Below are 17494 nucleotides of genomic sequence, written 5' to 3' on the forward strand. Positions count from 1 at the left end.
ATGTCGACTGCCATCAAGAACACCATTGCCCGCTACGACTCGCTGATTGGCAAAGCTCAAACCCTTTTTGTTCCCTTGTTGCTACTGTTTTGCCGCTTATGGGTCGCTTATGTGTTTTTTAATTCTGGACTGACGAAGATCGCCACTTGGGATAGCACGCTGTTTTTGTTTGAGTATGAATACCAAGTGCCGCTGTTACCTTGGCAGCTCGCCGCTTATCTCGGTACTGCCGCTGAGTTAGTCTTACCCATCTTTGTCGCTTTGGGATTATTGACCCGCCCTATGAGCGCGATTTTATTCGTCTTCAATATCATCGCGGTAGTGTCATACCCGCTGCTATGGGAGCGCGGATTCCATGACCACCAGCTTTGGGGGTTGATGATGTTAGTGGTGATTGTCTGGGGAGCTGGACCTTTCTCTATCGATCATCTGTTGAAAAAACGCCTCACGCGTTAACCCTACCAACGATGAGATAAAACAATGCCCTCGATATTGAGGGCATTGCTATTTTGTTTATCGGTGTTAGGCGCTGATACCAGCGTGACGCAGCAAAGCGTCGATTTGTGGTTCGCGACCACGGAAGCGCTTGAACAACTCCATCGGCTCTTCACTGCCACCCATTTCCAGGATGTTATTGAGGAAGCTCTTGCCGGTTTCTGCGTTGAAAATGCCTTCTTCTTCAAAGCGAGAGAACGCATCTGAAGACAGCACTTCTGCCCACAAGTAGCTGTAGTAACCCGCGCTGTAACCACCAGCAAAAATGTGGCTAAAGCTGTGAGAGAAACGATTCCACTCTAGGCTTGGCAATACCGCCACTTTTGACTTCACTTCCGCCAGCGTTTCCAGTACTCGCGGACCGACTTCTGGGTCGAACTCGGTGTGCAGGGTAAAGTCAAACAGACCGAACTCAAGCTGACGCAAAATAAACATCGCCGACTGGAAGTTCTTCGCCGCTAGCATCTTGTCTAGCATCTCTTTTGGTAACGGCTCACCTGTTTCGTAATGGCCCGAGATAAACGCCAGCGCGTCTTCTTCCCAACACCAGTTCTCAAGGAATTGACTTGGTAGCTCCACCGCATCCCATGGAACACCGTTAATGCCCGAGACAGAACCAGTCTCAACTTGAGTCAACATATGGTGGATACCGTGACCAAATTCGTGGAACAGCGTCACCACTTCGTCGTGGGTGAATAACGCAGGTTTGTCGCCAACCGGACGGTTGAAGTTACAGGTTAGGTACGCAACCGGTGACTGCAGTTCGCCATCAGCATTGATGCGGCGCACACGACATTCGTCCATCCACGCGCCGCCACGTTTGTGTTCACGGGCGTAGAGGTCTAGGTAGAAGCTACCGCGCAATTTGCCGTCCGCGTCAAAGATATCGAAGAAGCGCACCGATTCATGCCAAGTATCAACGCCTTCACGTTCTTTGACCGACATACCAAACACGCGCTTCAAGACTTCAAACAAACCACTGACGACTTTCGCTTCTGGGAAGTAAGGGCGTAGCTCTTCGTCTGAAATCTGGAACAGCTTCTGCTTTTGCTTTTCGCTGTAGTAGGCGATGTCCCATAGGTTGAGTTCTTCAACGCCGCATTCGCTCTTGGCAAACTGACGCAACTCTTCTACTTCGCGCTCACCTTGCGGTTTTGCTTTGCTTGCCAAGTCATTTAGGAAGCTCAATACCTGAGACGGGCTTTCTGCCATCTTGGTCGCGAGTGACTTTTCACTGAAGGTGTTAAAACCGAGCATACGCGCGATTTCATGGCGCAGTTTCAATTGCTCGTTGATGATTTCGCTGTTGTCCCACTCACCAGCATTCGGACCACGGTCAGAGGCACGCGTCACATACGCTTCGTATAGCTCTTTACGCAGCTCTTGGTTGTCACAGTAAGTCATGACTGGAAGGTAAGACGGGATATCAAGCGTTAGTAAATAGCCGTCCAGCTCTTTAGCTTCCGCAGCGGCTTTTGCTGCTGCCAGCGCCGATTCTGGCATACCTGCCAACTCTTTTTCATCGCGAATGTGCTTGGTCCAACCCATGGTCGCGTCCAGCACGTTATTTGAGAACTTAGAGCCTAGCTCCGACATACGCTTGCTGATTTCACCGTAGCGATGCTGCTGGTCAGCCGGTAAGCCGATGCCAGACAATTCAAAGTCACGCAGCGCATCAGTGATGGTTTTCTTTTGCGCCTGAGAGAGCGACTCGTAAGACTTATCCGCTTTCAGCGCTTTGTACGCTTCAAACAAGCCCTTATGTTGTCCAACCCAAGTGCCGTATTCTGACAACAGTGGCAGACAGCTTTCGTACGCTTCACGTAGCTCGTCGCTGTTCACTACCGAGTTCATATGACTCACCGGTGACCAAATACGGCTTAGACGGTCATCTACCTCTTCGATTGGGGCAACCAAGTTTTCCCAGCTTGGCGACGTGTTGCCTTCTAGCACTTGCTCAATCTTAGCGCGACAGTCGGCAATCGCCTGCTCTACCGCTGGTTTTACGTGCTCGGGTTTAATCTGAGAAAACGGCGGCAGGTCCGTAAAAGTCAGTAGTGGGTTAGACATATAAGATTCCTTTTGATTCAGTGAGGTATCCTAGCGATCCTCGCTGTTATGAATTATTCATCTTAGATAGTAAATATAGGTAGGTTCAGCAATTTTCAATAGTAACGTATACTAAGGTCCAATTATTCATAATGCTCCTCGCACCGATTCTGAGAGAAATATTTTGTTAAGTTATCGCCACAGCTTTCACGCGGGTAACCACGCTGACGTAATAAAGCATATTGTTCAAAGCCTTATCCTTGATGCCCTGAAACAAAAAGATAAGCCTTTTGTCTACCACGATACCCATTCTGGTGTTGGTCGATACGATCTTACTCACGAATGGTCAGAAAAAACTGGCGAATACAAGCAAGGTATCGCGCGTGTTTGGGAGCAAACACAGATCCCAGCGGAAATTGAAAGCTACCTAGATTCAATCAAAGCGCTCAACAACGGCGACAAACTGCGTTACTACCCGGGCTCACCGCGTGTCGCGCGTGCGCAGCTCCGTAAGCAAGACCGCATGGTGTTGACTGAATTGCACCCAAGCGATTACCCGTTGCTCGAACAAGAGTTTCATCGTGATCGCCAGGTCAGCATTTACAAAGAAGATGGTTTTAAGCGCCTGAAAGCGAGCTTGCCACCACAAGAGCGCCGCGGTTTGGTGCTGATTGACCCACCGTACGAACTGGCAAAAGAGTACCGCGATGTCGTGCAAGCGATCTGGCAAAGCCACAAACGCTGGGCAACCGGCATCTACGCGATTTGGTATCCAGTGGTCAATCGTCACGATATCGAAGATATGATCGAAGGACTGGAAGGCCTAGGCATTCGCAAAATCTTACAAATTGAATTAGGCGTTGCACCGGACACCAACGAGCACGGCATGACGGCTTCTGGCATGATAGTCATCAACCCACCGTGGAAGCTGGAAAGCCAAATGAAAGAAATTTTGCCTTTCCTTAAGGAAGCAATTGCGCCGGCAACCGGTCATTGGAAAGTAGATTGGATTGTTCCTGAGTAACAATCAGCAACTGCAGTATTTACACAGGATGGATTGAGTTCAACCGATTCATCCTCAATATAAAAGATAAACCACATTTAAACTCTCAGGGAGCTTGCGGCCTCACAACAGTGAAACCCTGCCCTCGCCCCTAGATAAACGGAGAAAGTAATGGCGACTCATTTTGACTATATCTGTATCGGCGGCGGCAGCGGCGGTATCGCATCAGCAAACCGCGCGGCAATGTACGGTGCTAAAGTAGCGCTTATCGAAGCTCAAGACCTTGGTGGTACGTGCGTAAACGTTGGTTGTGTGCCTAAGAAAGTGATGTGGCACGGCGCACAAATCGCAGAAGCGATGAACCTGTACGCAGAAGACTACGGTTTTGACGTTGACGTAAAAGGCTTCGACTGGAGCAAGCTGGTTGAGAGTCGTCAGGCGTACATTGGTCGCATCCACCAATCTTACGACCGCGTGTTGGGCAACAACAAAGTTAACGTTATCAAAGGCTTTGCTAAGTTTGTTGACGAGAAAACCGTAGAAGTAAACGGTGAACACTACACGGCGGATCATATCCTGATCGCCGTTGGTGGTCGTCCAACTATCCCTAACATTCCGGGCGCTGAATACGGCATCGATTCAAACGGTTTCTTCGACCTAGCAGAGCAACCAAAACGCGTAGCCGTTGTTGGCGCAGGTTACATCGCGGTAGAAATCGCTGGCGTACTGCACGCACTAGGCACTGAAACGCACCTATTTGTACGTAAAGAGTCACCACTGCGCAGCTTTGACCCAATGATCATCGAGACGTTGGTTGAAGTGATGGATGCTGAAGGTCCAAAACTGCACACCCACTCTGTACCAAAAGAAATCATCAAAGAAGCAGACGGCAGCCTGACTCTGCACCTAGAAAACGGTGAGAGCCAAAACGTTGACCAGTTAATCTGGGCGATCGGCCGTCACCCAGCAACAGACGCGATCAACCTAGCATCAACCGGTGTGGCAACCAACGACAAAGGCTACATCAAAGTCGATGAATACCAGCAAACCAACGTACCTGGCATCTACTGTGTTGGCGACATCATGGAAGGCGGTATCGAGCTAACTCCAGTAGCGGTAAAAGCGGGTCGTCAACTGTCTGAGCGTCTGTTCAACAACAAGCCAAACGCGAAAATGGACTACGACCTTGTACCAACAGTGGTATTCAGCCACCCACCAATCGGCACTATCGGTCTAACGACTCAAGAAGCGGAAGAGAAGTACGGCAAAGACAACGTCAAAGTCTACACTTCAGGCTTCACCGCGATGTACACCGCAGTCACCAAACACCGTCAACCGTGTAAGATGAAACTGGTTTGTGCAGGCGAAGAAGAAACGGTGGTTGGTCTACACGGCATCGGTTTCACTGTCGATGAAATGATCCAAGGCTTTGGCGTAGCGATGAAGATGGGCGCAACCAAAGCGGACTTCGATTCGGTTGTCGCTATCCACCCAACGGGCAGCGAAGAATTCGTAACGATGCGTTAATCGATAGATATATCAATACGCTTAAGTAACGCATTCATAGTTCGTTACGCTTATGTTTAAAAAGCAGCCAACTTAGGCTGCTTTTTTGTATCCAATTGCAGCAACCAACTCAAAAATAAGAAAATTCCGAGATTCTCATTCCAATTTTTAATACACTTCGCTAAGAATTATAAATATTAGCCAAAGTGCAGTGAAGCTAGATTCAACAAAGACCGAGATCTACTACTCGTTATTAGACCTCGACGATAAGCAAAAATCCGACGCCCTCAAACAGCTGAAAATTAACGCCCCTGACTTATATAAACAGGTTTCGGCGTTAGTCGACGCGGAAGATGCGGAATACGTTGAGGATATATTCCAGCTTTCTCTATTGAACGGCGCTTTCGCAGAGTGCGACTACTCCGGTCAGCACATCGACAAATACCATATTTTGCACGAATTGGGCCGAGGTGGATTAGGTGTCGTTTACGCAGCCTATCGCGCCGATCAGACTTTCGAGCAACAACTGGCGATCAAATTCCTCCAATCAGACCTCAGCCAAATCTTCGGTAACCGCGCCTTGTTTGATGAAGCGCAGCTACTGGCGAAACTCAGTCATCCACACATTGCTAAAGTCTTTGATGGCGGTATTCATAACGACGATGTTTACATTGTGATGGAACAAGTTGAGGGCGAGTCGCTCGATACTTACCTGGCGACGCATTCACTGAGCAAACGCGAGAAGTTGCGTCTGTTCGTCCAGCTGTGTAGTGCTATCGAACACGCTCATCAACAAGGCGTCGTCCACGGCGATCTAAAACCAGAAAACATCCTTATTGATGGGTTGCACCACGTAAAACTGATTGATTTTAACCTGACTCAAAAAGCGTCAGAACAGAGCGGCAGTGCGAGCGAAGGCTTGCTTGCTTTTAGTAAAGAATACGCCAGTCCAGAGCAACAAGCTGGATGCAGTATTGGCGCAGCCAGCGATATTTACTCCTTGGGTAAACTGCTGACCTGGTTGTTCCCGGAGGAAAAGCGATTCTCTGACTTACTGTCGATTCAGAGAAAAGCCACCCAAACCAAGATTGTCGCCCGCTATTCGTGTGTAAAACTGATGCGCCGAGACATCGAAGCTGTGTTGACCAAGCGGCCCGTTTCTTTGCGCCAACATATCCCTTTTTATCCGTCGCTGCGTTTATTTCAACGCCATCCACTGACTTGCACTTTGTGCCTCACTCTTGCGGTTTCTGGGATGTTCTTCTCCAGCGCATTGGTCAATAAAAATCGTCAGCTAGAGAGGGAGAAACTCGTCGCTGAGAACATGATTTTTGAAGTCTCCAGCATGATGTTTCATTCCAAAACGCAAGCAGCACAAAACATGCCGCTGCATATGGTGGTCGATGCCACCCGAAGACGCATCTTATCGAATCCCGATATCCCTAGACATATTAAGCAAAAACTGCTGCTCGTGATGATGACGCCCATCGAAGAAAAAGCAGCAGACTCTTCAACAAGTCAGTCGTAATTTATGAAGCCACTTCGAACTCTGCCGCTTGTCGGCTTACTACTCTCTACCCTTGCCTACGCAAACAACGCGGAGGTTCATACGGGCTATTTCATCGATTCCCCCGTCTCTGGCTTGTATTACAAAACCAGCTCCGAGCTATCGGGGAAAACGGACAAAGGCGCGTTTCAATACCGCTCTGGTGATGTGATCAGTTTTTTCCTTGGCAAAGATGAAAACAGCTATTTACTCTCGACTGTATCAGCACAAGAAATCATCACCCCAACGATGATATCGACCAAGCCAAGTCGCAGCATTAACATCACGCGCTTGTTGCTCTCACTTGATAGTACACCTGAAAACCGCCAAGAAATCTTACTGCTCGACTCGCAACTCAGTGACGCTACTTTCCAATCTGGACTGAAGACTCTTGACCTGAACCAGCTACTTGAAGAAGACATGCAACGTCTCGGACTAAGTACACTGGCGTCAATGGAAGAAGCGGTCGCACACCTCAATGAGAGCCAGCAGTTTATCCAAGATAACTTCCAATCAGACGACGTTATCTTTGAGCCGCTAAACCGCAGATTGACCAACGTGGTGATCAAAAAGCGCGATGTGAATGGTCGTATCTGCGCTTATGACCTGAGACTGCGTAATCATCCAAGGTATCAGCCGCCTATCGGTGAAGTGACTTATCGATTAACTGAAAGCGAAATCATCGAATATCCGAGTATCGGTGACCATTTCTTTGGTTGCCAGATTCGTCCAAGTGATAACCCACAAGTGATCACCACTAAGCTGTCTGATTTCCCAGATGATTTTGGCACCTTTGAATGTGCCTCCCGCGGCTGCACCCGTAATGACCTAAATGGTTTCTCAATCGACAATTATGACGATGAGGGAGACTGGAAATACCGCTCGATCGCGATCAACTTTGACCCAACGGCACAACTGTTGATGGAAAAGTCGCAAGGCCTGGGTAAAAAACCCCAAGTTCATCACCCGAATAAAGGCGAAGACATCTGGTTCACCTACCCAGAAGAAAAGCGCAGTCAGCTCGCTTACCAAGGTATCTGGCGAAAGACTGACTACGCCGATAAGCAAATACAAGAAAGCTGCTTACTGATAGAAAACAGCACGGTAAAACAAGCGGAGCTCACCCAAGAGCAATGCCCTACCGATACTAATCGCTACAGCATGGATGTGACGCAGCAGTACGCCGATATGTGGTGGATCGACAGCACTTCTCGCACCGCCTCTATCGAGCAACTCAATATCGTTGTACGTTGGTATTTACCGCCACAACCCAAGCCGTTGTACACCACTTGGGAATACCTCCCTGCTGGAGAGCATTGGGACAAAGGTATTTTATACCGCTACCAACAAACCCTGTCCCGAGCACAGGATGGAAGTGATCAACTCAACACGTACGCCATTTCCGAATATGTAAAAGTTAAGGAGAACATATAGTGGAACCTCTGACCTCATTGACCCAAATCATCAATCAATGGCAGTCTGGCGACAAACAAGCGGAGAATCAGCTGTATCAGTTCGCGTATTTACAGTTAAGGAAAATTGCCCAACAAGAGCGAGCCCGTAGTGCGAAGAAATACGGCGATGAAAACAAAGTACTGGCTGACAGCGTCAACAGCACCACGGCCCTGATCCACGAAGCATACCTCAAGATGTCTGGCTCTGAGCTTAACGACCTAAGCTCCCAAAAGGAGTTCTATTTGATGGCGTCTAAAGTCATGCGCCAAATCCTCATCGATAACGCACGTGCACATCAGGCACAAAAAAGGCAGCAGCGATTAACCACAGAATCCAGCAACGACACTAAATTCGAACAGTTGATTTCTCTCGATCAGGCGCTGGATAACTTCAGTGTTCGCTATCCTAGGCAATCCAACGCGCTGAAACTGAAGTACCTAATGGGACTCAAGAATCAGGAGATCAGTCGCCTGTTGGAATGCAGCAACAGCCTGATTGAAAAAGACCTGAAGTTCTCGCGCAGTTGGCTACAGTCTCGAATCGCATCCTGATGAAGAAAAGAACCCTGACCAGCCTAGCCATCACACTAGGCGTATTCGCTTGGCTACAGACCGAAACAACCAGCGGCACAACACCACCCTACACAGAACCGCTATCTGAGGTCGATGTACATAAAAGCCGTCAGCATTCTTCGTCGTTTCCACTCTACAATGACTCTACCCATTCGGCAGCCACACCAGAATTGACGCTAGATGTAGCAGAGGATATAACGCCAGCGGCAGAGCCAACGCAACCGGCTGAGTTCAATGTAATACCCGGTGAACCACTCACTCCGCACCATATCGATAGTCGCACACAGACGCACGCCATCACGGCCAAACCAAACGAACTGGTTGCAGCGGATGACAATAGCAAACCGGTCCTCAATCAAGACGCCTATTTACGTATTGAGAGCGAGATATCGAGTTGGGAGCTTATCGAAGGCAAACCAACCAAACTAAGCTTATGGGCGGCAGACTTGTTCGATGACCCTGAGCATGACTTCTTATCCAAACGCATTGAGTTGACTCTCTCGGGCGTGAAACTCACGGGAACCTCCACGCTAGAGCTTAAAGGGATCCCCGCCGCCACTGTCGTTCCAAAACTGACCATCTCCGCGCGTGATGACCACCACGGCGTTGAAGAAGATGCATGGGTGTCGGTACACTTTGACCTGCCGTTGATTAGCCCAAGTCAGCTTTTTCGTCACCCTTTAGAAGGCGAAACGGTTTACCGCCTTGAAACCACCAGCAACTTAGCGGGGCAATCGACTCCTTATGAAGTGGTGTATTGCGAGGCATTCAAGTTTATCCAGAAAGACGTTTATTACGCCGCATCAACCAACAAAACCCAATGCCCCAATGAAGACCGTTTGCAAAAGATTGGCAATTACGTAGTGAACGGAGACGACCTAATTGTATCCAGCCGACGCTCATCGTTCGATGCAGAGCAAACCTGGACGCTAAAAAAACAGTACGCCTCAATCAAACACCCGGAAGTCGAAAACTATTTTGTCAGCGTATACGACGGCAAGCAGTTTGAAAGCTATACCATGCAAAAGAGTCGCTCAGCGATGGAGCAACGTATCAACGCGCCTACTGGTCGATATCTGTACCAGATCGCCTTTTTTGACTACCTACTGCCACTACGGAACGGCGAGTATCTGGTGAGCGAAATCGGCAACTTTATCTACAACCACAATACTGAGGTTGTGGGGCCTTTTGGTGAGACCATCGATTCCGACCTCAATCTGCGTACTTACCAACAGAGTCTGCGCTGTGTCGATGTCGCCTTCTGGTACAACAGCCATGTCATCGCTGGTCAGGGCGATTATCAGATCGATATCATCACCTCTCCGTATCCCTACGACCCGACTTACAATATCGACTGTCATGAGTACACCAGCAACTTAACCACAGGCCAAATATCCTTAGCGTTTGACCTTAACTACTCGCCATACGATGAGCTACTCTCGGGCGAGGTATACAGTTACATTTTGCGCCCGAAGCCTGAATTTGCCGAGCACGTAGAAGAAATTAAGTTAAACCTGATCTACTCACATCCAAACTAACCTGACTCCGCTAGCCACGTCACAGCCCTCTCAGATGGTTGCATAATTCAGCGAAATAAATCCGAGCAAATTTATGCAAATAATTTTACGGGTTTTTCGCTGTTTTTCGTGCCTTGTTTTCTCCTCCGTAAAGTCCTACAAAGTGACTCATTTATCAGCTAACTAAACTTTCGTTTTAGTTTTGGCGGTTCAAAACACAGACAACTAACCTTTGAAAAAGGAACATTCAGAATGAAAAAAATGAGTTTGCTAGCAGCGTCAGTGGCTATAGCACTTACTGGTTGTGGCGGTGGTTCAGGTAGCGACAACACATCAACAGCACAAAGTGGCCTAGAGATCACTGCCATTGATGGTTACTTGAAAAATGCCGCAGTATGGGTAGATACCAACGAGAACTTGGTTCTAGACACCGGTGAAGATACGAAACTGGATGTGGTGACTAACGAATACGGCAAGTTTACCCTTCCTGAAGAGTACAAATCGCAAACGGTCTTTATTCAAGCAATCGCAGGTCAAACGGAAGATACGACGCGCGGTATCGTAACAGAGACCTTCTCGTTAGCGTCTACGTCAGGTTCAAGCGTTGTGAACCCAATGACCAACATGGTGGTTAGCAAGGTTGCTAAGCAGCTAGCCAGTGATCCAACATTGGACGTTGTAGCGGCGAAGAAAGCGGCAAAAGAAGAAGTGGTTGCCAAGTTAACTCAATCGGGCCTTAACGTAGACGCTTCGATGATTTTTGGCGACTACATCGCAAAAGCAGACGAATCGAAAGAAGCTCAAGCGCTAAATGCAATCGGTGAAGCGCTGGTTGATAACGCTGATATCGATGTTGAGAAGCAGCTTGAAGTTGCCGATCTTGTTGCGAAAGAAGCGAACGATATTATCGAAAACAAAGGTGATATGACCGATTTTGCACCTGTTATTACCGTACCAACAGATGACAGTCCTATTGTAGTTGAGAAAAACCATCGCCCAACAAGTTCTCAGACGATCGAGCCAATCACAGTCGTGCTAGGCGATGCTATTACATCATTCACTGCATCATTTACCGATATTGACGCTGACACGCTAACATACGAGTTAAAAGCGCTAAAACTAGCGAATGGACTAAATGGTTTGTCGATTAACTCGACAACTGGCGCGATCAGCGGCACTCCAGAATCTGCAGGCGTATTTACCTACCAAGTGTTTGCGACTGATGAGCATAAAGCGCGCTCTTACCCACTAACCTTCACAGTAACGGTTGAAGCGCCAAACACAGCACCAGTGGTCAACGAAGATGTAAAAGCTCAACTACAAGCCGAAGTCGATGCTTGGCACTGGGTCGAGGGTGAGCAACCTGTTGATACATTAAACATCTCAACGCTATTTGACGATGCAGACTCAGACCTTCTGACTTACCGAGTACTTAGTTCTCTAAGCAAAAACGGTGGTGTAGAGACAGGCTTCCAAGTTCATGTTGATGGCAACGGCAGCGTTTCATTCGATGGTCCAGTCCCTAACTCAGCAGAAGCAGGGGCTGAACACCTATACGTTTACGCCAAAGACAGCGTTAATGCAGGTGAGTCATACGTAATGTTTGAACTACCTGCTATCGCCGAAGGCACACCAGTAGAGCCAGTTCACCCTCTAGAAGGCAAAACGTGGTACCGACTGGACCATGGCAGCTCTGACGGTAATGGCGAGAATAGCTACAGCAGCATTTGGTGTGATTCGATTCGCTTCGAAGACAATGTTATCTATGGCAACCAACGTACTATCGACAACCTAACCTCATGTTCTGTTGCAGAAACACCAATGGAAGGGGCATCTTATGTTATTACAGATGGCACCTTAGTCGCGACTTTCAATGGTTTCGAAGATGGCCAAGCTTTTACTGAAACGCTAGCTATCGAAGTAAAAGGTTCTGCGGATGCTATTTCTTCTGGCGCACAAACCGTTGTTTACCGTGATACAAACGACGGCTCCGGAGAGCGCTACACTTACTTCAGCAACAAAGCCGATGCAGATAAACGCCTAACTATCAAATCGGATGTAGGCCCAGACGGTCGTAGCTTTGGTATGTACTTACCAGCCGAGCAATACCCTAACTATGATCTGGGCAGAATCACGGTGTCGATGACAGACTATGTCGCTTCACACGATAACAACGTAATGGATGCCAATGTGTTCTTTGATATCGACAATAAGGACTTTACTTGTAGCGAAGTTAGAGAGTTCTTCTATCAATTTGAATTTACTGGTAAAGACATTGGTACAGTAGTTTCAACAGATTGGGACGGCAGCCCGATAGAGTGCTTTACTGGTGAAGAAGACAGTGGTCCTAACGGCGCTATGATCAAACATGCAGCGGTTGACTTTGACCTACCAGCGCTGACGGTAGGAAACGTTTACAGCATCATTGGCAGAGTGAAAGGCGCTCAAGGCGAATACATTGAAGCCATCAAGTTCAATATCGAATGGACTGGCATTGGTGACACCGAGTAATCACTGACTAAATAAAACACAAAGCCCCGCATTGCGGGGCTTTATTTTATCTTCTTGGTTTCAATATTAAAGTCAGCCTACTTCACACACATGACGTTGAGTCGTGAACTGCCTTTTAGCTGGTTAACCTTACCGTTATAAAATAGTCCGGTATGTTCTGCGCCCCAATATGGCAGATGAATTGGCCAGTTGTCTTTTTCCATCACTTTTGAATCCAACAGCACTTTCCATTCTTGCGGGTTGGCTAAACGCATGCCGAGCTGTCGACAGGTTTTGTACGCGCCGTCATAACTCATACGATTCCACGGTAACTCGTGTTCCATGTAGAACAGGTCATCACTAAACAAAATATAAGGGACTTTGTATTCGGTATTGTTGAGTGACGTTTGCAAACGGATAGAGATATCGGTTTTGACGTTTGCAGGTGTTGACGTTGTCTTACGCGCTGGTTGAGTCACCATTTTAGTCGTCGTGACTTTCTTCGCTGGTGGGCGCTTTTCTTTCGCCGGACGAGCAGGTTTACTGTGCTCGATTTTTCCCGATACCTCACGAATAAACGCTTCTTTGTAACCCGGTTGTTTTTTTACCTGAACCAGCTCATTTTTTGCTTGGGCAAACGTGGCATATGGGCCAATTAGGCAGCGATAACCTTTATCTTCCGGCTTCATCCACACGTCGGTGGAAATACGTTGATAAAGTTTTTTCGCCTTATCAAGAGCCAGTGGCTTATTGTAGATGCCGCACTGAATCCAAAATTGTGAGTCTTGATGCTTTGGCTTCTGCTTGCCCCATAAACCTTTACCAATTGGACAGCTTTTATCTAACTGAGGTAACTGCGTCGTCGATGCTTGAGTCGCATCGCACAAGAATTCTTTTGCCAACGTCGGCGCAGGTGTCATCACCATCAACAGTGTCGAAATACTCAAGATGTTCACTAAAGGTCGCTTTCGCATCGTCATTTTCGTTTCCCTAGTCCTTACTCAGTCCTGTTTAGGTATTCGAGCGTTTCGATATTGTCGTGGATTTATCGGCTCCGCTGCAATAATTAGAATGCAAAAAAAGAGCCGTAATAAGTTACGGCTCTTAGTGTAGAAAGGTTTTTGCAACTAAATCTTAGGCTTAGATCACCCTTTGTAGATTTTCGGGTTAAATACATCGCGTAGCCAGTCACCAAGCAAGTTGATCACCAATACCAGTGTCACAAGAACAACACCAGGGAAAGCGGTAATCCACCAAGCACCAGAGAAGATGTAGTTAAAGCCGATACTGATCAGGGCACCTAGCGAAGGCTGGTCAACTGGCAAGCCCAAACCGAGGAAAGAAAGTGCCGCTTCTGACATGATCGCGTTTGCTACCTGAACGGTTGAGATAACCAAGATCGGTGATAAACAGTTTGGCAGAATATGGCGGAACATGATGCGCGGAGCTTTAAAGCCCATTACTCGCGCCGCTTCTACATATTCTTTCTTCTTCTCAGCCAATACGGACGCACGAATAGTACGCGCGTATTGCGGCCATTCAGCCACACCGATGATCACCACCAACATCACCACCGCGTACTGACTGTAGAAATCACTACCGAAGCTCGCTTTAAAGATAGCCGATACAATGATCGCGACCATCATGGTTGAGAACGATAGCTGAACATCGGCAAAGCGCATTAGGAAGCTATCGATACGGCCACCAAAGTAACCCGCCGACAGACCGATCACGATACCTAACAGCAGTTGTAGACCTACCGCTAAGAAGCCAATCGTCAGTGACAGGCGTGAGCCATAAAGAATCGTCGAAAGAATGTCACGACCTTGCTCATCGGTACCTAGTACAAAGCGTTCGTCACCGCCTTCCATCCAAGATGGTGGCAGCTCAGAATCCATAATATCGATAGAAACCAGATCATACGGGTCAGTCGGTGCGATGAGAGGCGCGGCTAACGCCATCACCAAGAACATCATAAAGATGCTAAAACTCGCCATCGCGACTTTATCGCGCTTAAAGTAGTAAAGAAAATCTGATTGTTTAAAACGCTCCCAACGAGAAGGAGCTGCAGCTAATTGGCTCATGGTTATGCTCCTTTTCCTGTTAGGTTCACCGTTGGGTTAATCAATCCGTATAGCAAGTCAACAATCGTGTTGGTAACCACGAAGATAAGGCCAACGAAAATAACGTAAGCGGTAATCAAAGGCGTATCAACGCGGTTGATCGCTTCAAGGAAAAGGAAACCAGTACCTGGCCACTGGAATACCGTTTCAGTCAGGATGGTGTAAGCCACCATTGTACCGATCTGTACACCACCGACGGTAAGTACCGGCAGCATGGTGTTCTTCAGTGCATGTTGGTAATAGATTTTGTTTAGCGCCAAACCTTTCGCTTTAGCGAATTTGATGTATTCCGAGCTCAGCACTTCCAGCATCTCAGAACGAACCAGACGGATGAACAACGGCAACATAATAGAAGCAAGAGCCACACACGGTAGGATCAGGTGCGCTAAGCCATCGAGGGTAAAGAAGCCCGACTCCCAACCCAACCAGTTGGCGGTTTCCCCTCGTCCATAAGACGGCAGCCAGCCGAGTTCGATCGAGAACACATACATCAGCATGATGGCGGTTAAGAATACGGGGATAGAAATACCGACACTACTCAGTGCCATGACCACTTTGGTAAAGAAACTTTTTGGATGAATCGCAGAGTAGACACCAAGTGGGATAGAGAGAAAGATAATGATGATGGTAGCGCCAAACACCAGTTCCAGTGTCGCGACCAATTTGTCTAAGATAACTTCAACCGCTGGACGTTTGAAGAAGTATGATGTACCAAGGTCACCTTGTAGCGCAGCGCCTACAAAGCGAGTGTATTTAGCAATAAAGGGATCATTTAGGCCCAGTTCATCACGCAAAGCTTGACGCTCCGCTTCAGAAACAGACTGACCAACAAGCTCACGCAGCGGGTCACCCAGGTTATCCTGAATGGCAAACGCCACTAAACTGATCACAAACATCACTATCAGTGCCTGAAACAGGCGCTTGACCAGAAACGAAAACATTCCTTGCCCCTTAACTTTCCATAGTTTTCAGCCTGCAACTGAGAGATTCTCAAATTGCATATTCAGTCTTAAAAATGGCACCTAACCCGACTGAAACAAAGTTAAGCACCAAAAATGAGGCTGGCATCCGCATCGGGCGGATGCCAGTATTACATTTTTAACTAATTGTTATTTAACAACTAGGTCACCTAGGTATGGGAAGTTCATCGCGTTAACGATCGGTGCGATATCAACGTTAGATTTCGCGCCCCACGCTAGGTTTTGCCAGTGTAGAGGAACAAATGCCGCGTCGTTGTACAGCGTAGTTTCTACTTTCTGTAGCATCGCTGCACGTTTTGCTGGATCCGTTTCTACGTTTGACTGCTCGATTAGCTTGTCCACTTCTGCATTAGAGTAGTGACCACAGTTGTACTGACCTTTACCTGTCTCTTCGTTACGAGTCATGGTTAGGAATTCAGTAAAGTTCGCTGAATCTTCAGTATCTGAGTGCCAACCAATCATAAGCATGTCTGCTGCACACTTATCGAACTCTGGCCAGTACTGAGCTTTCGGCATAGTCTTCAGGTCAACTTTGATGCCAATCTTAGATAGCATTGCTGCCGCCGCTTGAGCGATTTTCGCATCGTTCACGTAACGGTTGTTTGGCGCCATCATAGTCAGCGTGAAGCCTTTCTCGTAGCCCGCTTCTTTCATCAGCTCTTTTGCTTTCTTCAGATCGTAGCGTGGCACTAGGTCTGGGTTGTAACCCGCGTAACCTTCAGGACCTTGCTGACCCGCAACTGTCGCGAAGCCTTTCATGATTTTCTTCACGATACCTTCGTTGTTGATTGCGTGAACAATCGCCTGACGAACGCGAACATCTTTCAGAGCTTCGTTGCTGTTTTGGTTCATTTGGAACGTGATGATACGAGTACCAGGCAACGTTACCAAATCCACACCTTTCGCGCTTTCTACACGCTGGTGGTCGTTTGGTGCTACTGGAGCAATCATATCTACGTCACCAGATAGAAGAGCAGCAACACGAGTCGCGTCTTCTTTGATTGGCACGAGTGTTAGCTTATCAACGTTACCTGTGTCTTTGTCCCAGTAACCGTCGAAACGCTCAAATTCCACTTTTACGCCCTGCTCACGCGCAGTCACGATAAATGGACCAGTACCAGAAACGTTAGTTGAAGCAAAAGAGTTACCGTGCTTCACAACTTCCGCTTTATCTTTGCCGTCAGCCGTTGTACCTGAGTAGAACTTGCTGTCCATTGGGAAGATGTAAGTCGCGGTTTGTAGAACAAGCGGGTAAGCGCCTTTTGACACTAGCTCAACCGTGTAGTCGTCAACTTTTACCATCTTCTCGTACGGTTCGAAGATAGCTTTAAAGTCTGGCGAGTCTTTTAGACGGTCAAATGTCCAAACCACATCGTCAGCCATCATTTCGTTGCCAGAGTGGAACTTCACGCCTTTACGTAGTTGGAAACGGAAAGTAGTGTCGTTAACGCGTTCCCACTTCTCTGCTAGACGTGGTTCAAAATCTAAATCTTGCGTGTAACGCACTAGTGGATCAAACACCATGTGAGACATTTGCAGTGTGCCGCCAGATAGCTGCTCATGCGGGTCAAGAGATACTGGATCTGCATCATACGCGATGGTGATATCTGCTGCAGCTGCACTAAAGCTTAAGCCTGCTGCCATTAAAGCCACTGCTAGTTTGCTTTTCATGGTTTTCATTGCATAACTCCTTATGCGGGATTTATCCCTAGTTGTTGTATTTGCTTGTGTTTATTTTGCCCCAATCAAGCATTGGGA

At 47.7% G+C, this 17494-nt stretch carries 13 protein-coding genes; 8 read left to right on the plus strand and 5 right to left on the minus strand.

Annotated features, from left to right (window positions below):
- Entirely contained in the window at positions 1-456 is a 456-nt protein-coding gene (locus AKJ31_RS20955; protein ID WP_053410977.1) for a DoxX family protein, read from the plus strand.
- Positions 457-522: 66 nt separating this feature from the next.
- On the opposite strand, the gene prlC is transcribed toward AKJ31_RS20955, so the two are convergent.
- Positions 523-2565 carry an oligopeptidase A gene (gene prlC / locus AKJ31_RS20960; protein ID WP_053410978.1) on the minus strand — a complete coding sequence of 681 codons (2043 nt, stop codon included), beginning with the start codon at positions 2563-2565 and terminating at the stop codon, positions 523-525.
- A gap of 163 nt (positions 2566-2728) precedes the next feature.
- On the opposite strand from prlC, the gene AKJ31_RS20965 reads away from it, so the two are divergent.
- From AKJ31_RS20965 to AKJ31_RS20995, 7 genes are all read left to right on the plus strand, one after another.
- Positions 2729-3568 (plus strand): 23S rRNA (adenine(2030)-N(6))-methyltransferase RlmJ, encoded by an 840-nt coding sequence (locus AKJ31_RS20965; RefSeq protein WP_053410979.1) that lies wholly within the window; start codon positions 2729-2731, stop codon positions 3566-3568.
- A 150-nt stretch (positions 3569-3718) separates the two neighbouring features.
- Positions 3719-5074 (plus strand): glutathione-disulfide reductase, encoded by a 1356-nt coding sequence (gorA, locus tag AKJ31_RS20970; protein WP_053410980.1) that lies wholly within the window; start codon positions 3719-3721, stop codon positions 5072-5074.
- A 190-nt stretch (positions 5075-5264) separates the two neighbouring features.
- Positions 5265-6581 (plus strand): serine/threonine protein kinase, encoded by a 1317-nt coding sequence (locus AKJ31_RS20975; protein WP_053410981.1) that lies wholly within the window; start codon positions 5265-5267, stop codon positions 6579-6581.
- A gap of 3 nt (positions 6582-6584) precedes the next feature.
- Complete coding sequence (locus AKJ31_RS20980; RefSeq protein WP_053410982.1) at positions 6585-8033, plus strand: hypothetical protein; 1449 nt, start codon at positions 6585-6587, stop codon at positions 8031-8033.
- Positions 8033-8605: an ECF-type sigma factor gene (locus AKJ31_RS20985; RefSeq protein WP_053410983.1), complete on the plus strand. Its 573-nt coding sequence runs from the start codon at positions 8033-8035 to the stop codon at positions 8603-8605. The genes AKJ31_RS20980 and AKJ31_RS20985 overlap by 1 nt, the downstream gene beginning before the upstream one ends.
- Complete coding sequence (locus tag AKJ31_RS20990; RefSeq protein WP_053410984.1) at positions 8605-10164, plus strand: hypothetical protein; 1560 nt, start codon at positions 8605-8607, stop codon at positions 10162-10164. Before AKJ31_RS20985 ends, AKJ31_RS20990 begins: the two co-directional genes overlap by 1 nt.
- A gap of 231 nt (positions 10165-10395) precedes the next feature.
- Entirely contained in the window at positions 10396-12654 is a 2259-nt protein-coding gene (locus tag AKJ31_RS20995) for a putative Ig domain-containing protein (RefSeq protein WP_053410985.1), read from the plus strand.
- Between the two features lie 77 nt (positions 12655-12731).
- Here the strand turns inward: AKJ31_RS20995 and AKJ31_RS21000 are convergent, their stop codons facing one another.
- The 4 genes from AKJ31_RS21000 to AKJ31_RS21015 form a co-directional block, all read right to left on the minus strand.
- Positions 12732-13607, minus strand: a complete 876-nt coding sequence (locus tag AKJ31_RS21000) for an SPOR domain-containing protein (protein WP_416340954.1) — start codon at positions 13605-13607, stop codon at positions 12732-12734.
- A gap of 171 nt (positions 13608-13778) precedes the next feature.
- Positions 13779-14717 carry an ABC transporter permease gene (locus tag AKJ31_RS21005; RefSeq protein ID WP_053410987.1) on the minus strand — a complete coding sequence of 313 codons (939 nt, stop codon included), beginning with the start codon at positions 14715-14717 and terminating at the stop codon, positions 13779-13781.
- Between the two features lie 2 nt (positions 14718-14719).
- Positions 14720-15697, minus strand: a complete 978-nt coding sequence (locus AKJ31_RS21010; RefSeq protein ID WP_053410988.1) for an ABC transporter permease — start codon at positions 15695-15697, stop codon at positions 14720-14722.
- A gap of 168 nt (positions 15698-15865) precedes the next feature.
- Positions 15866-17416, minus strand: coding sequence for an ABC transporter substrate-binding protein (locus AKJ31_RS21015; protein ID WP_053410989.1), 1551 nt, complete (start codon positions 17414-17416; stop codon positions 15866-15868).
- Between the last annotated feature and the right edge of the window lie 78 nt (positions 17417-17494).

The sequence above is a fragment of the Vibrio hepatarius genome (genome assembly GCF_001274785.1).
Lineage (GTDB): Bacteria > Pseudomonadota > Gammaproteobacteria > Enterobacterales > Vibrionaceae > Vibrio > Vibrio hepatarius.

Bases quoted from the DNA above. Each gene is read 5' to 3' on its own strand.
- AKJ31_RS21015 (WP_053410989.1), bottom strand. From the start codon at position 17,416: ATGAAAACCATGAAAAGCAAACTAGCAGTGGCTTTAATGGCAGCAGGC.
- AKJ31_RS20995 (WP_053410985.1), top strand. From the start codon at position 10,396: ATGAAAAAAATGAGTTTGCTAGCAGCGTCAGTGGCTATAGCACTTACT.
- prlC (WP_053410978.1), bottom strand. From the start codon at position 2,565: ATGTCTAACCCACTACTGACTTTTACGGACCTGCCGCCGTTTTCTCAG.
- AKJ31_RS20955 (WP_053410977.1), top strand. From the start codon at position 1: ATGTCGACTGCCATCAAGAACACCATTGCCCGCTACGACTCGCTGATT.
- AKJ31_RS20990 (WP_053410984.1), top strand. From the start codon at position 8,605: ATGAAGAAAAGAACCCTGACCAGCCTAGCCATCACACTAGGCGTATTC.
- AKJ31_RS21000 (WP_416340954.1), bottom strand. From the start codon at position 13,607: ATGCGAAAGCGACCTTTAGTGAACATCTTGAGTATTTCGACACTGTTG.
- AKJ31_RS21010 (WP_053410988.1), bottom strand. From the start codon at position 15,697: ATGTTTTCGTTTCTGGTCAAGCGCCTGTTTCAGGCACTGATAGTGATG.
- gorA (WP_053410980.1), top strand. From the start codon at position 3,719: ATGGCGACTCATTTTGACTATATCTGTATCGGCGGCGGCAGCGGCGGT.
- AKJ31_RS21005 (WP_053410987.1), bottom strand. From the start codon at position 14,717: ATGAGCCAATTAGCTGCAGCTCCTTCTCGTTGGGAGCGTTTTAAACAA.
- AKJ31_RS20980 (WP_053410982.1), top strand. From the start codon at position 6,585: ATGAAGCCACTTCGAACTCTGCCGCTTGTCGGCTTACTACTCTCTACC.